The organism is Rhizobium yanglingense (assembly GCF_977109285.1).
In genome coordinates this window covers 260493-274501 of sequence record NZ_CDSAWY010000004.1, presented here as the reverse complement: position 1 = coordinate 274501, position 14009 = coordinate 260493, and the positions used below count along the sequence as shown (strand labels likewise).

The 14009-nt window shown below is 61.2% G+C and carries 14 protein-coding genes, 2 pseudogenes and 1 riboswitch; of the genes and pseudogenes, 9 read left to right on the top strand and 7 right to left on the bottom strand.

What is annotated here, in order from left to right; translation table 11 throughout:
• Positions 1-5 precede the first annotated feature (5 nt).
• From gcvP to gcvT, 3 genes and pseudogenes are all read right to left on the bottom strand, one after another.
• Positions 6-2870 carry an aminomethyl-transferring glycine dehydrogenase gene (gene gcvP, locus ACW4PC_RS06255; protein ID WP_455873188.1) on the bottom strand — a complete coding sequence of 955 codons (2865 nt, stop codon included), beginning with the start codon at positions 2868-2870 and terminating at the stop codon, positions 6-8.
• Positions 2870-3233 (bottom strand): annotated as a pseudogene (gene gcvH / locus ACW4PC_RS06250) (glycine cleavage system protein GcvH). Before gcvH ends, gcvP begins: the two are co-directional and overlap by 1 nt.
• A 25-nt stretch (positions 3234-3258) precedes the next feature.
• Positions 3259-4395: a glycine cleavage system aminomethyltransferase GcvT gene (gcvT, locus tag ACW4PC_RS06245; protein WP_455873187.1), complete on the bottom strand. Its 1137-nt coding sequence runs from the start codon at positions 4393-4395 to the stop codon at positions 3259-3261.
• 152 nt (positions 4396-4547) lie between these two features.
• Positions 4548-4640: riboswitch (glycine riboswitch) on the bottom strand.
• Between the two features lie 160 nt (positions 4641-4800).
• On the opposite strand from gcvT, the gene ACW4PC_RS06240 reads away from it, so the two are divergent.
• Both ACW4PC_RS06240 and ACW4PC_RS06235 read left to right on the top strand, forming a co-directional pair.
• The gene (locus tag ACW4PC_RS06240) at positions 4801-5184 is read left to right on the top strand and encodes a hypothetical protein (protein ID WP_455873186.1); all 384 of its coding nucleotides are present in this window, start codon (positions 4801-4803) and stop codon (positions 5182-5184) included.
• Positions 5185-5262: 78 nt separating this feature from the next.
• Positions 5263-6228, top strand: coding sequence for a copper chaperone PCu(A)C (locus ACW4PC_RS06235; RefSeq protein ID WP_455873185.1), 966 nt, complete (start codon positions 5263-5265; stop codon positions 6226-6228).
• Positions 6229-6284: 56 nt separating this feature from the next.
• Here the strand turns inward: ACW4PC_RS06235 and ACW4PC_RS06230 are convergent, their stop codons facing one another.
• Positions 6285-6551 carry a hypothetical protein gene (locus ACW4PC_RS06230; protein WP_455873620.1) on the bottom strand — a complete coding sequence of 89 codons (267 nt, stop codon included), beginning with the start codon at positions 6549-6551 and terminating at the stop codon, positions 6285-6287.
• Positions 6552-6672: 121 nt separating this feature from the next.
• On the opposite strand from ACW4PC_RS06230, the gene crcB reads away from it, so the two are divergent.
• From crcB to ACW4PC_RS06195, 7 genes and pseudogenes are all read left to right on the top strand, one after another.
• Positions 6673-7050 carry a fluoride efflux transporter CrcB gene (gene crcB / locus ACW4PC_RS06225; protein ID WP_074068262.1) on the top strand — a complete coding sequence of 126 codons (378 nt, stop codon included), beginning with the start codon at positions 6673-6675 and terminating at the stop codon, positions 7048-7050.
• Between the two features lie 87 nt (positions 7051-7137).
• Positions 7138-8130, top strand: a complete 993-nt coding sequence (locus ACW4PC_RS06220) for an RluA family pseudouridine synthase (RefSeq protein ID WP_455873184.1) — start codon at positions 7138-7140, stop codon at positions 8128-8130.
• The gene (locus ACW4PC_RS06215) at positions 8127-8777 is read left to right on the top strand and encodes an HAD-IA family hydrolase (protein WP_455873183.1); all 651 of its coding nucleotides are present in this window, start codon (positions 8127-8129) and stop codon (positions 8775-8777) included. Before ACW4PC_RS06220 ends, ACW4PC_RS06215 begins: the two co-directional genes overlap by 4 nt.
• 9 nt (positions 8778-8786) lie before the next feature.
• Complete coding sequence (locus ACW4PC_RS06210; protein ID WP_455873182.1) at positions 8787-9572, top strand: ATP12 family chaperone protein; 786 nt, start codon at positions 8787-8789, stop codon at positions 9570-9572.
• 68 nt (positions 9573-9640) lie between these two features.
• Positions 9641-10099, top strand: a complete 459-nt coding sequence (locus ACW4PC_RS06205; protein WP_455873181.1) for a hypothetical protein — start codon at positions 9641-9643, stop codon at positions 10097-10099.
• 36 nt (positions 10100-10135) lie between these two features.
• Positions 10136-11669 (top strand): annotated as a pseudogene (locus ACW4PC_RS06200) (acyl-CoA carboxylase subunit beta).
• A gap of 124 nt (positions 11670-11793) precedes the next feature.
• On the top strand, positions 11794-12186 hold the full coding sequence (locus ACW4PC_RS06195; RefSeq protein ID WP_455873180.1) for a DoxX family protein: 393 nt from the start codon (positions 11794-11796) through the stop codon (positions 12184-12186).
• A 35-nt stretch (positions 12187-12221) separates the two neighbouring features.
• Here the strand turns inward: ACW4PC_RS06195 and sugE are convergent, their stop codons facing one another.
• The 3 genes from sugE to ACW4PC_RS06180 form a co-directional block, all read right to left on the bottom strand.
• Positions 12222-12536 carry a quaternary ammonium compound efflux SMR transporter SugE gene (gene sugE / locus ACW4PC_RS06190; RefSeq protein ID WP_074068251.1) on the bottom strand — a complete coding sequence of 105 codons (315 nt, stop codon included), beginning with the start codon at positions 12534-12536 and terminating at the stop codon, positions 12222-12224.
• A 158-nt stretch (positions 12537-12694) separates the two neighbouring features.
• A complete protein-coding gene (gene fghA / locus ACW4PC_RS06185; RefSeq protein ID WP_455873179.1) occupies positions 12695-13528 on the bottom strand; it encodes an S-formylglutathione hydrolase in 834 nt (277 codons plus the stop codon).
• Positions 13525-13998: a YaiI/YqxD family protein gene (locus tag ACW4PC_RS06180; protein ID WP_455873178.1), complete on the bottom strand. Its 474-nt coding sequence runs from the start codon at positions 13996-13998 to the stop codon at positions 13525-13527. Before ACW4PC_RS06180 ends, fghA begins: the two co-directional genes overlap by 4 nt.
• Between the last annotated feature and the right edge of the window lie 11 nt (positions 13999-14009).

The following is a 14009-nucleotide window of genomic DNA, read 5'->3' as shown; positions in this document are numbered from 1 at the left end:
CCCTTCTACTCCGCCGCCTCTGCGTAGCTCTCCACCGGCGGGCAGGTGCAAACGAGGTTCCTGTCCCCGTACACATTGTCGACGCGGTTGACCGGGGACCAGTATTTGTCGACACGGAAGGCCCCGGGCGGGAAGCAGGCTTGTTCGCGGCTGTAGGGGCGGTCCCATTCGCCGACGAGGTCTTCCACCGTGTGCGGGGCGTTCTTCAGCGGGTTGTTGACTTTGTCCATGCGGCCTTCCTCGATGGCGCGGGCTTCCTCGCGGATCGCCAGCATTGCCTCGCAGAAGCGGTCGAGCTCGGCCTTGGTTTCGGACTCGGTCGGCTCGATCATCAGTGTGCCGGCGACCGGCCAGCTCATGGTCGGGGCATGGAAGCCGCAGTCGATCAGGCGCTTGGCGATGTCGTCGACCGTGACGCCTGCGCTGTCGGCCAGCGGACGCGTGTCGATGATGCATTCATGCGCGACGCGGCCGCTCTCGGACTTGTAGAGCACCCCGTAGGCGCCCTTCAGGCGGGCGGCGATGTAGTTGGCGTTGAGGATCGCAACCTTGGTTGCCTGCGTCAGGCCTTCGCCACCCATCATCAGCACATAGCTCCAGGAGATCGGCAGGATCGAGGCCGAGCCGAAGGCCGCTGCCGAGACGGCGCCTGAGCGTCCGTCCGTTTCCGGGTGGCCGGGCAGATGAGGCGCCAGATGGGCCTTGACGCCGATCGGGCCCATGCCGGGACCGCCGCCGCCATGCGGGATGCAGAAGGTCTTGTGCAGGTTGAGGTGGCTGACGTCGGAACCAATGTCACCGGGACGCGACAAGCCGACCATGGCGTTCATGTTGGCGCCGTCGAGATAGACCTGGCCGCCGTGCTTGTGCACGAGATCGCAGATCTCCTTCACCGTTTCCTCGAACACGCCATGGGTCGAAGGATAGGTTATCATGCAGCAGGAGAGATTTTCCGCATGCTCCTCCGCCTTGGCGCGGAAGTCGTCCATGTCGATGTCGCCGTTCCCGCGAACCTTGACGACGACGACCTTCATGCCGGCCATCTGCGCGGAGGCGGGGTTGGTGCCGTGCGCCGAGGTCGGGATCAGGCAGACGTCGCGATGGCCGTTGCCGTTGGCGATATGGTAGTTGCGGATCGTGAGCAGGCCGGCATATTCGCCCTGCGCGCCGGAATTTGGCTGCATGGAGAAGGCGTCATAGCCGGTCACGGCGCAGAGTTTTTCCGTCAGATCGTCGATCATTTCGCGGTAGCCGAGCGCCTGATCGGTCGGAGCATAAGGATGGATATCCGAAAACTCCGGCCAGGTGATAGGCAGCATTTCCGCCGTGGCGTTCAGCTTCATGGTGCAGGAGCCGAGCGGGATCATCGCGCGGTCGAGCGCGAGGTCGCGGTCGGAGAGCCGGCGGATGTAGCGGGTCATTTCGCTTTCGGCGCGGTTCATGTGGAAGATCGGATGCGTCAGATATTCGCTGGTGCGCAGCAGATCCTTCGGCAGGCGGTAGCCTGGCTCGAAATCGGCGACGGCGAAATTGCCGCCGAAGGCGCGCCAGGCGGCTTCGAGCGTCGCGGGGCGCGTGCGCTCATCGAGGCTCATGCCGATCTTGGTCGTGCCAACCTTGCGCAGGTTGATACCCTCGGCGACGGCCGCGCGCAGGATGAGGCCCTGCATGTGGCCGACATCGACAGTGAGTGTGTCGAAGAAGGTTTCGGGCTCTATCCTGTAGCCTAGCTTTTCTAGGCCTTTAGCCATCAGCACGGCCTTCTGGTGGACCTGCTGGGCGATCGCCTTGATGCCCTTGGGACCGTGGAAAACCGCATACATCGAGGCCATGACGGCGAGCAGCACCTGCGCGGTGCAGATGTTCGACGTCGCCTTTTCGCGGCGGATATGCTGTTCGCGGGTCTGCAGCGACAGCCGGTAGGCGCGATTGCCGCGGGCGTCGACCGAGACGCCGACGAGACGGCCGGGCATGGAGCGCTTGTGCGCATCCTTGACCGACATATAGGCGGCATGTGGCCCGCCGTAGCCGACCGGAACGCCGAAGCGCTGCGACGAGCCGATCGCAATATCGGCGCCCATTTCGCCCGGCGACTTCAGAAGCGTCAGCGCGAGGATATCGGCCGCGACGATGGCGATCGCGCCCGTCTGGTGCAGGCGGGAGATCAGGCCGGTGAAATCATGCACGTGGCCGTGCGTGCCCGGATACTGGAAGATGGCGCCGAAGACGTCCACCGGATCGAGATCCTTGAAGGGGTCACCGACGATGACGGTCCAGCCGAGCGGTTCGGCGCGGGTCTGGATGAGCGCGATCGTCTGCGGATGGCAGGCGGCATCGACGAAGAAGGCCTTGGCCTTAGACTTCGCGACGCGCTCGGCAATCGCCATGCCTTCGGCAGCAGCGGTCGCTTCGTCGAGAAGCGAAGCGTTGGCGACGTCGAGACCGGTCAGGTCGCAGATCATCGTCTGGTAGTTCAAGAGCGCTTCCAGACGACCCTGACTGATCTCCGGCTGGTAAGGCGTGTAGGCCGTGTACCAGGCCGGATTTTCGAGGATGGTGCGCTGGATGACCGGCGGCGTGATGGTGCCGTAATAGCCTTGGCCGATCAGGGAAACGAGGACCTTGTTCTTGTTGGCGGTCTCGCGCAGCTTGTCGAGCGCCTCGCGCTCCGTCATCGGCGCGCCCCAGGCAAGCGCCGCCTTCTGGCGGATCGCAGGCGGCACGGTCGCCTCGATGAGGCTGTCGAGGCTGTTGTAGCCGACGACCTTCAACATGTCGCTCATTTCGGCCGGCGACGGGCCGATATGGCGGCGGTTGGCGAAGTCGTAGGGCTGGTAGTCGGTAAACTGGAATTCTGTCGGCGTCGTCATTACGCGGTGAGCTCCTTATAGGCCGCTTCGTCAAGCAGGCCATCGGGCATCGGCCGGATTCTTGAGCTTCAGCTTGAAGAACCAGCCGGCGCCCTGCGGGTCGGAATTGACCAGCGACGGATCGGCAGTGATCGCTTCGTTGACTTCGGTGATCTCGCCATCGAGCGGACAATAGACTTCCGAGGCAGCCTTCACGGATTCGACGGTGGCCGCATCGTCATTCTTGGAAAAGGTCGCGCCCACTTCCGGCAATTCGACGAAAACGAGGTCGCCGAGCTGTTCGACTGCATAATTCGTAATGCCGACCGTCGCCACGCCATCTTCGAGCTTCAGCCATTCATGTTCTTCGGTAAATTTCAGCATGGTTTTGTTCCTCTTTGGAAATATCTTAGCGTTTGTAGGTCGGCGTGATGAAGGGCAGGGCGGCGACCGTAGCGGGGAGATACTTGCCGCGTACCTCAGCGTAAATTTGGGTTCCAACGGAGGCGTGCGAAACCGGCACATAGCCCATGGCAACCGGGCCTTCGACACTCGGGCCGAAGCCGCCCGAAGTGACTTCGCCGATCTCGGTCTTGCCTTCGGCATCCGCATAGAGCTTGGAATGGCCGCGCACCGGCGCCTTGCCTTCCGGCTTCAGGCCGACGCGGCGGCGTGCGGCACCATTGTCGAGTTCGCCGAGAATGCGTGCTGCACCCGGAAAGTTCCCCGCGCGCGCTCCGCCCGTCCTGCGGGCCTTCTGCATCGCCCATTCGAGCCCCGCCTCGACCGGCGTTGTGGTGGCGTCGATGTCGTTGCCATAGAGGCAGAGTCCGGCCTCCAGACGCAGCGAATCGCGGGCGCCGAGGCCGATCGGCTGCGCATCGGGATGTTCGAGCAACCGCCCGGCGACATCCTCCGCCTTGTTAGCGGGTACGGAGATCTCGAAGCCGTCCTCGCCGCTGTAGCCGGAGCGGGAGACGAGACAGGAGATGTCGTGCAAGCGGCAGTGGCGCACGTCCATGAACTTCATCGCCGCGACATCCGCCCAGAGTTCGGCCAGCACGTTGACGGCGCGCGGACCTTGCAGCGCGACTAACGCGCGGTCGAGAAGGGTTATGTCGCAGCGGTCGCCGATATGCTTTTGCATGTGCGCGACATCGGCCTCCTTGCAGGCGGCGTTGACGACGACGAAGAGATGGTCGTCGAGATGGGTGATCATCAAGTCGTCGAGGATGCCGCCGTTTTCGTCGGTGAAGAAGCCGTAGCGCTGGCGGCCTTCGGCGAGGCCGAGAATGTCGACGGGCACGAGGCTTTCGAGTGCGAGGGCGGCATCTTCGTATCTGCCGGACTTCGCCCTCACGACGACCTGACCCATGTGGGAGACGTCGAAGAGGCCGGCGCCGGCGCGCGTCTGCAGGTGTTCCTTCAGCACGCCGGCCGAATACTGAACGGGCATCTCGTAGCCTGCGAAAGGCACCATGCGGGCACCGAGCGAAAGATGCAGCGCGTGTAGCGGAGTTTTCTTGAGGGCAGCAGTATCGTCCAACGACGCCTCCGGGGTTTGCGCGTGGAATTCCATGCGCGGGCTCAATCTGAAGGCGCGGCTACGCCTTGCTTTCGAGCCCCCTCTGTCCCTGTGCCTGAGATTGTTATCCCTTCGGCGAGCGTTTCGAGAACGCTTCTCTCCAGAGTTCCGTCTGCCCCTTGCTGGTCCTTTGGCCTGAGAGTTTCCGGGGCGGTTGCTCCTTCGGCACCGGCCGTCTGTAGACCGGATTCTCCCAACAGGGTTGCGGCAATTATCCGGCGCAGCAGGCTCTTGGCAAGGGGGAATGTCGCCGCCGAACAAATTTTTGTCGCGCCGACTTTCGACAAAGTGTTGAACTGCGTCAAATGGGCTTTTGCTTTTTTCGGATAAAGTGCTTAATCGCGAAATCCGCTAAAGAGGATCCAGATGATGAAAACGGGCCGAAACGCTGGCATGCTGACGCGCATTCTCTGCGCGCTGAGCTTGCTTATGCTTGGCCTTGCGCATCAGGCGCCGCAGGCGGCTGCGGCGGACGCGGAGTATAATAGCGCCGCATACGTCCTGCCGGACGGCACCCACGCCTCGCTTTGCGTGACCGCTCCGGACAGCAGCGGCAAGACGGCCCCTCTGAAGCCGAATTGCGACGTCTGCCGGCTTACGGCTTTCGTCATCCTGCCGGTGCCCGATAACGGCTCCTGGCTGCATCTCGAGTTCGCGACGCTGCATAACCCCCCGGTTGTTGCCGACAGCCCCATCGGGGTGCACGCTGTCGAACGGCCGAAGTCCAGGGCACCGCCGGTTCTGGCCTGATCTCCAGCCACCACCGAAATGACACGACAATGCCGGTGCGCCAGCCATTGCGAGCTGCAGCCGGCGAGGAGATACCCGATGAAGACAATCAAGACACTCAGCGCTGCGGCTCTGGTTTTCGCAGTCGCATTCACGGCAGCGCGGGCGCATGTCACCTTTCTTGATCCCGAAGCCCCACAGGAAAAGACGTTCCTGGCAACGCTGCAGGTGCCGCATGGCTGTGACGGCAAGCCCACCAACGAAGTGCAGGTGAAGCTGCCGGAAGGCTTTGTATTCGCCAAGCCGCAGCCGAAGGCCGGCTGGGAACTTGAAGTGATCAAGGGCGACTATCAGAAGACCTACGACAATCACGGCACCAAGGTGAAATCCGGCGCAGTCGAAATCCGCTGGAAAGGCGGCAACCTCTCGGACGATTTTTACGATACCTTCGTGATCCAGGGCAAGGTTTCGGGCGTGGATGCCGGAACATCGCTGGCCTTTCCGGTGAAGCAGCTTTGCGGCGATGCGGCCGAGGCATGGGACCAGCTCGCAACCGATGGCGGCGATCCCCATAGGCTTAAGAGCCCGGCGCCGTTGCTGAAGGTCGTTGAAGGTGGCGACAATGGCCATGACCATGGCGACATGGCCGGGATGGACATGAATGCTGCAGCAGGCGGCACTGCAACACTCGGCGACCTCGAAATTTCCGGCGCCTTTACGAAGGCAATGCTGCCCGGCCAGCCGGTCGGCGGCGGCTTCTTTACTGTCAAGAATAACGGCAAGACCGACGACAAGCTCGTCGTCGTTTCCTCGCCAACCGCGGGCGAAGTTCAGATGCACGAAATGGCCATGCAGAACAATGTCATGAAGATGCGTGAACTGAAGGATGGAATTGTCATTCCGGCGGGCGGGACGGTCAAGCTAGCGCCTGGCGGCCTGCATCTGATGTTCCAGAAGGTGAAGGCGCCTTTCAAGCAGGGTGAGAGCGTGCCGGTGACGCTCGCCTTTGAGAAGGCGGGCAAGATCGACGTGACGTTGAAGGTTCTCTCTGCCCAGGGCAAATAACCAGCAACAGGCCTGCGGCAGTCGCCGCGGGCCGTTTGCTTTCCAAGGAAAGAAACTCAAAAATCCTCGTAGGATTTCAATGCCTGCTGCAATCCTGCCTGCGGCTGCTTGTTGCCCTTGGCCATCAGGTCGAGCGCCACTTCGGTGGACTGAATGAAGCTTGCCGTTTCGCTCAGCTCCTGGTCATGTCGGCCCTTGAGCTGGCGGTCTGCGATCCGGCGCGCGTCCTTTGCCGCCATGCTCGTCGGCACGCGGGGAGCAATCCTCAGCGTTTCGAAAGCGGCGGCGGCCGTGCTCGCGGATATGGTGACGACCTGTGTCATAGGACGTTTGATACACATCGCCGGTTCGTGCGCGGCTAAGGAAATCATTCGCATTTTAATGAAGGGTAGGATTTCTTCCCATCCAATTGGAAACGGTCAATTCGTCAGGTAAACCAGAACGATGATCCAGGCTCTTCTTGTCGGCGCCGGCGGCGCTATCGGCTCGCTTTTGAGATATTATGTCGGCCAATGGTCGCTGCGGCTCCTGGGGCCTGGGTTTCCTTGGGGCACGCTGATTGTCAACGTCGTTGGCTGTTTCGCCATTGGCGTTTTTGCCGAAATGATCGCGCGCCGGTTCAATGCCTCCGTCGAGATGCGCCTGCTGCTCATCACCGGCTTCCTCGGCGGCTTTACGACCTTTTCAGCCTTTTCTCTGGATGCGATCTCGCTTTTCGAGCGGGGCGAGGCAGTCGCCGGCGGACTCTACGTCGCCGCAAGCGTCGGGCTTTCGATTGCCTCTGTCATGGCTGGGCTCGCGCTTGTGCGTGCTTTGATCTGAAAGGCAGTTTCCGCGCGGAGAAAAATGCTCTAAAGCCACCGGCAACAGCCGCGCATGGCGCGCCCAAGATTTTCCGAAAGAACAAGAATGGCCGGAATCGAACATATCAAGGTGGATGCCGACGAGGCGGGAATGCGGCTCGACCGGTGGTTCAAGATCCATTTCCCTGGCCTCGGCTTCGGCCAGCTTCAGAAGCTCCTGCGTTCGGGCCAGGTCCGCGTTGACGGTGGACGCGTAAAGACCGACGCGCGCGTGCAGCCGGGCCAGATGGTTCGCGTGCCGCCGCTCGATGTCGATGCGAAGGTCAAGAGCGGTCCGATCGCCGGGAAGGATCTGAAGCATTCCAGCGATCACGAACTTCTTCAGCGTATGGTGCTGCATGAGGACGACAAGGTGATCGTGCTCAACAAGCCCGCCGGACTTGCCGTGCAGGGCGGTTCCGGCCTGACCCGGCATATCGACCAGATGCTGGAGGCCTGGACGAGCCCGAAGGGCGAGAAGCCGCGGCTCGTGCACCGGCTTGACCGCGACACATCGGGCGTGCTCGTCATTGCCCGCACACGTGGTGCCGCTCAGAAGCTGACGGCTGCCTTTCGCGAACGCGACACCAAGAAGACCTACTGGTCGTTGGTGAAGGGCGTGCCACGCAAGCACGAGGACAAGATCTCCACATGGCTCGTCAAGGAAGCGACTGCCGACGGCGATCGCATGCGCATTGCCAAGCACGGCGAGGAGGGTGCGGATCATGCCGTGTCCTACTACCGCGTGATCGAAACGGCGGCGCAAAACCTGGCCTGGCTCGAGATGGAGCCATACACCGGCCGTACGCATCAGCTTCGTGTTCATGCGCTGCATATCGGCCATCCGATCATTGGCGATCCAAAATACTTCATCGACGACCCGAACTGGGACTTTCCCGGCGGCATCCAGAAGCGGCTGCACCTGCATGCCCGTCATATCGACATCCCGCATCCTTCAGGCGGACGCCTGCGCATCACAGCGCCGCTGCCGCCGCATATGGTGCAGACCTGGAACCTTCTTGGCCTAGATCTTGCCGGTGCGGAAAGGATTGACGAATGAAGCTTATTCTCTTCGATTGCGACGGCACGTTGGTCGACAGTGCTGCCCTGATCCATGAGGTGATGGCCAGAACCTTCGTTCAATTCGGTCATTCACGGCCGGATCTTTCCAGCACTAAATCGATCATCGGTCTGACGCTCGACATCGCGATTGCCCGCATGCAGGGCAAGCTGCATGTCGATGACGAGGCGATCGCCATGACGGCTCACTACAAGTCGATCTACACGGATGTCAGGCACGAGCCCGGCATGGATGTGCCCCTTTTCGCCGGGATAAAGGCGATGATAGACAGGCTTGCCGCACGGGAAGACATCCTGATCGGCGCCGTCACCGGAAAGTCGCGCCGCGGGCTTGTCAATGTCCTCGAAACACACGGTTTCACGCCGCATTTCATCGTCTCGCGGACGGCCGACGATTGTCCGTCGAAGCCGCATCCGGCCATGGTAACCGAATGCTGCGACGAAGCCGGCATGAAGGCCGCTGATGCCATTGTCATCGGCGACGCTGTCTACGATATGCAGATGGCAAGGGCTGCAGGCGCAAAGGCAATTGGTGTATCTTGGGGTTATGCCAGCGTTGACGACCTGATTGCCGCCGGCGCCGATACTGTCGCCTACCATCCCAATGACGTGCTTGACCATTTTTGAGGTGACGCCATGCGCGACCTGCTGAACGACCTTTCCGAAGGACTGAGCCACCCCGATCCGATCCGCCGCGCGCAGATCCAGATGAAAAGGCCGCTGCCGAAACGCTTCTACAAGAACGTTACGGTTGCCGAGCGGGATGACGGCTTCGCGATCGAGCTTGACGGCAAGGTCGTGCGCACGCCCGCCAAACAGGTTCTGGCGGTGCCGATAGAGGCTCTGGCCGCGCTCCTCGCCGCCGAGTGGGATGCACAGGCGGAAGTGATTGACCCGGCGACCATGCCCGTGACACGCCTCGTCAATACCGCGCTCGACGGCGTCGCGATGGACACGCAAGCCGTCTTCGAAGACATCCTGCGGTTTTCCTCGAGCGATCTTCTCTGCTACCGCGCCGAAGGACCGGAACTCCTGGTGCAGCGCCAGACCGGGCAGTGGGACCCGGTTCTCGATTGGGCGGCGAATGATCTCGGCGCTCGCTTCATCCTGATCGAAGGCGTGATGCATCACGAGCAGCCGCGCGAAGCGATCGCAGCCTTCGACGTCACTTTGCGCAGACACGACAGTGCGTTGGCACTTGCCTCCCTTCACACGATAACGACGCTAACCGGGTCGGCCCTTCTGGCGCTGGCGTTCGCCGAGCGCCATCTGACCATGGACGAGGTCTGGTCGCTTGCCCATCTCGATGAGGATTGGACGATCGAGCATTGGGGCAGCGACGAGGAGGGCGAACTGCGCCGTGCCAAGCGCTTTGAGGAGTTCAAGGCAGCGGCGGAGGTTTTTTTGGCGCTAAAGGCCTGAAACATATTGCTTTGGCAGCCATTATGGCGAAATCTGCGACTCCGAGCGGGAGAGGTGCGGAATTCAGCATGAATTGGTTTAGGTCGCTTTTTTGTCAGCTGGGGCTGGTCTGCGCCTTGCTGACGTCCTGCATGGGCCTGACTTCCGATGAGCCCGCCGCTCCTATCTACGATGTCCGCAGTGCCGTGGTTCTCGGCGGTCCCAATACGCCGCCCGAGCTGCTTTCAGGCATCGGCGACCGCATCAATGCCGCAATCAATGCAACGGTTCGGACCGAGGTCTATCCGCGCGTCGTGCTGACGATTCGCATCGCTTCCCTCCAGAAAGTCACAGGCTTCGACAAAAACAGGAATATCGCCAAGATCAATATCGATGCGGCGTCCGTCGACGAGGGCTCGGTCATCGCCGTCAGCTCGTTCGAGGTGACCAGCACTGCCAACGATCGGGCCATGGCGGATCAGATTCTAGCGGAGGATATCGCCGCGCGAGTCCGCTCGGCCTTTAAGCTCAATACTGGCCGCGGCTGAAGATCATGCCGCGATCGAGCGGTGAGGGGAGATTTCATGAAGGAAGTTCTCGACGAGCTGGAGCGGCGCCGGGAGATTGCCCGGCAGGGGGGCGGCCAGGCGCGCATCGAAGCGCAGCACAAGCGCGGCAAGCTGACGGCACGCGAACGGATCGACCTCTTCCTCGATGAAGAACTTCTTCGAGGAGTTCGACATGTTCGTGGAGCATCGCTCGACGGATTTCGGCATGGACAAGAGCCGGATTGCCGGCGACGGCGTCGTCACGGGCTGGGGAACCGTCAACGGCCGGACCGTCTTCGTCTTCGCCAAGGATTTCACGGTGTTCGGCGGCTCGCTTTCCGAGGCGCATGCCGAGAAGATCATGAAGGTCCAGGACATGGCGCTGAAAAATCGGGCGCCGATCGTCGGCATCTATGATGCGGGCGGCGCGCGCATCCAGGAGGGTGTTGCTGCGCTCGGCGGCTATGCCGAAGTCTTCCAGCGCAATGTGCTCGCCTCCGGCGTCATTCCGCAGATTTCCGTGATCATGGGCCCATGTGCCGGCGGCGACGTCTATTCGCCTGCGATGACCGATTTCATCTTCATGGTGCGCGACACCTCTTACATGTTCGTGACCGGTCCGGATGTCGTCAAGACCGTCACCAACGAGACCGTGACCTCCGAGGAACTCGGCGGCGCCTTTGTTCACACGACGCGTTCCTCAATCGCTGACGGCGCTTACGACAACGATGTCGACACATTGCTGCAGGTCCGCCGCCTCATCGATTTCCTGCCGCTTTCCAACACCTCGCCGGTGCCGGAGATCGAATGTTACCAGTCGGTGACGGATGGGGATCAATCGCTGGACACGCTCATCCCCGCCAATGCCAATAAGCCGTATGACATCAAGGAGCTGATCCACAAGGTTGCGGACGATGGCGATTTTTTTGAGATTCAGGCAAGCTTCGCCAAGAACATCGTCTGCGGTTTCGGGCGCGTCGAGGGCTCGACGGTCGGCTTTGTGGCGAACCAGCCGATGGTGCTTGCCGGCGTGCTCGATAGCGATGCATCACGCAAGGCCGCGCGTTTCGTGCGCTTTTGCGATTGCTTCAGTATTCCGATCGTCACCTTCGTCGATGTTCCGGGTTTTCTGCCGGGCACGGCGCAGGAATATGGCGGTCTCATCAAGCATGGGGCGAAGCTGCTTTTTGCCTATGCGGAGGCGACCGTGCCGAAGCTGACAATCATCACCCGCAAGGCGTTCGGCGGGGCTTACGACGTAATGGCCTCCAAGCATCTGCGCGGCGATCTCAACTATGCCTGGCCGACGGCGCAGATCGCAGTGATGGGTGCGAAGGGCGCAGTCGAGATCATCTTCCGTAAGGACATCACCGATCCGGAAAAGATAGCGGCACACACAAAGATGTACGAGGACCGCTTCCTGTCGCCCTTTGTCGCGGCCGAGCGCGGCTATATCGACGAGGTGATCATGCCGCATTCGACGCGCCGCCGCCTGGCGCGCGGTCTGAAGATGCTACGCAACAAGGATCTCTCGAATCCCTGGAAGAAGCATGACAATATTCCGCTCTGAGGTGTGAGAATCGTGAAAATCAAGCGAAATCAACAGGAAGTGAACGCACGTCACCGATCCGTGTATTCTTTCCTGTCGTTTGGGAAATTAACGCTCGACTGTCTTATCTCAAGGGAGAGCCCAAATGTCCGGTTTCGAACGTCTCAGCGCCTATCAACCCTACGCGCTGGCCGCTCTTAGGATCATCACTGCGCTTCTGTTCATCGAGCACGGCACGATGAAGTTGTTTGAATTCCCGATCCCGCAAGGAGAGGGCGGCCCGCTTCCGCCGCTCATGCTCGTGGCGGCGCTTCTGGAATTCTTCGGCGGGCTGGCAATTCTCGTCGGTTTCCTGACACGTCCGATCGCTTTCATCCTGAGCGGCCAGATGGCTGTTGCCTATTTCATGGAGCATGTGCCGATGGGTTTCTACCCGGCCGTCAATCAGGGCGAATCGGCGATCCTCTACTGCTTCATCTTCCTGTTCCTGGTCTTCGCCGGTGCAGGCGCCTTTTCGGTCGACAAGCGCAACGCCTGAGAAGAATGCCGCGGGTTCGTCCTGCGGCATTCTTCTCATACAGTGAGCTTAAGTCCGACAATGCCGGCGATGATGAGTGCGATGCAGCCGAGGCGGGCCGCGGTGACGGGGTCGCCGAGCAGCCAGATGCCGAGCAGCACCGTTCCGACGGTGCCAATTCCGGTCCAGACCGCATAGGCCGTGCCGATCGGCAGCGTTTTGACCGCCAGACCGAGCAGCACGATGCTGATCACCATGGAAATGACGGTCAGGACCGTCGGCATGGGCCGCGTGAAGCCATCGGTGTATTTCAAACCGATCGCCCAGCCACATTCAAAAAGACCTGCAAGAAACAGCAGAAACCAAGCCATCTTACTCTCCTTTTTAAAGAGCGAGGCCGTCCCCGCGACGTTTTGCGCCCGCAGGGGAGCGGGCGCCGCAGTCGTCTGCGTTGGTGCATATGCGCGGTTCGCCTGCCGTTGCAAGGTTGGAATTGGCATGCCTGCCATGCCACCGTTTCTTGCGTTCCTTATCCAAGCCGCTCGGCGTGCCACGTCAGGTGATTATCCATGAAGGTGGAGATGAAATAGTAAGAGTGGTCGTAGCGCTCATGCATCCGCAGCGTGAGCTTGATATCCGTGTTCTTGATCGCCTCTTCGAAAAGCCACGGCCTCAGGCCGTTGTCGAGGAAGCCGTCAGCCTTACCCTGATCGATCAGAAATTCCGGGAAGCGTGCGCCGTCGCTTACCAAGGCGCATGCGTCGTACTTGCGCCAGGCCGCACGATCGGAACCTAGGTACTTTTCGAATGCCGGCGCCGACCAATCGGCGGTCGACGGCTCGACGATCGGCGCGAAGGCTGAGCAGCTCCTGAAGCGGTCCGGGTTCCTCAATGCGATCGTCAGTGCCCCATGACCGCCCATTGAATGGCCGAAGATGCCCTGGCGGCCCATGTCGATGCGAAATTGCTGGGCGAGGAGGGCCGGCAGCTCCTCGGTGATGTAGGTGTACATCCGATAGTTTTCTGCCCAGGGCTCTTCGGTGGCATCAAGATAGAAGCCCGCCCCTTTGCCCATCTGCCAGTTGGTGAGCTCGTCGGGAATATCATTGCCGCGTGGGCTTGTGTCCGGGCAGACGATGATCAGGCCGAGCTCGGCCGCCATGCGCCGGTATTCGCCTTTTTCCATGACGTTGGCGTGCGTGCAGGTCAGCCCGGAAAGATACCAGAGAACCGGGCAGGGCTCCTTGATGGCCTTCGGCGGCGCAAAGACTGCGAAGGTCATCTCGCATTTGCAGGCTTCGGATTCGTGCGAATACACGCCCTGCATGCCTCCGAAGGCAGTCGCCTGGGAAATGATGTTCATTTTTGATCTCCCGTTCCTGGGGCTGCCGCCTTGGCGCGACGGCAAAGCCGGTCGAAGGTTTCGAGGAACCGCGAACGGTCCTTCGGGCTGAAGGCGGCATTGTAGCCCTTGCTTTCGCCGGTTTCCCGCAGGTGCGCGCCGAGATCGCGCATGGCGCTCGCCATGCCGATATTTGTGTCGTCGAAAACGCGCCCGGTGGGGCCGCAAACCAGTGAACCACCCGCAACGCATCGCACGGCGAGCGGCACGTCCGCAGTCACCACAACGTCGCTGTTGGTTGCGTGTTCCGCAATCCAGTTGTCGGCGGCATCGAAGGCACTGGAGACGATGACGTTACGGACCATAGGATCACGTGAGGGCCGCAGGCCGGAATTGGCGACGAAGGTCACCTCGATGCCGTGGCGTTCGGCAACCTTCAGGATTTCCGGCTTCACCGGGCAGGCGTCTGCATCGACATATATTTGCGGCATGTGTCGTTCGT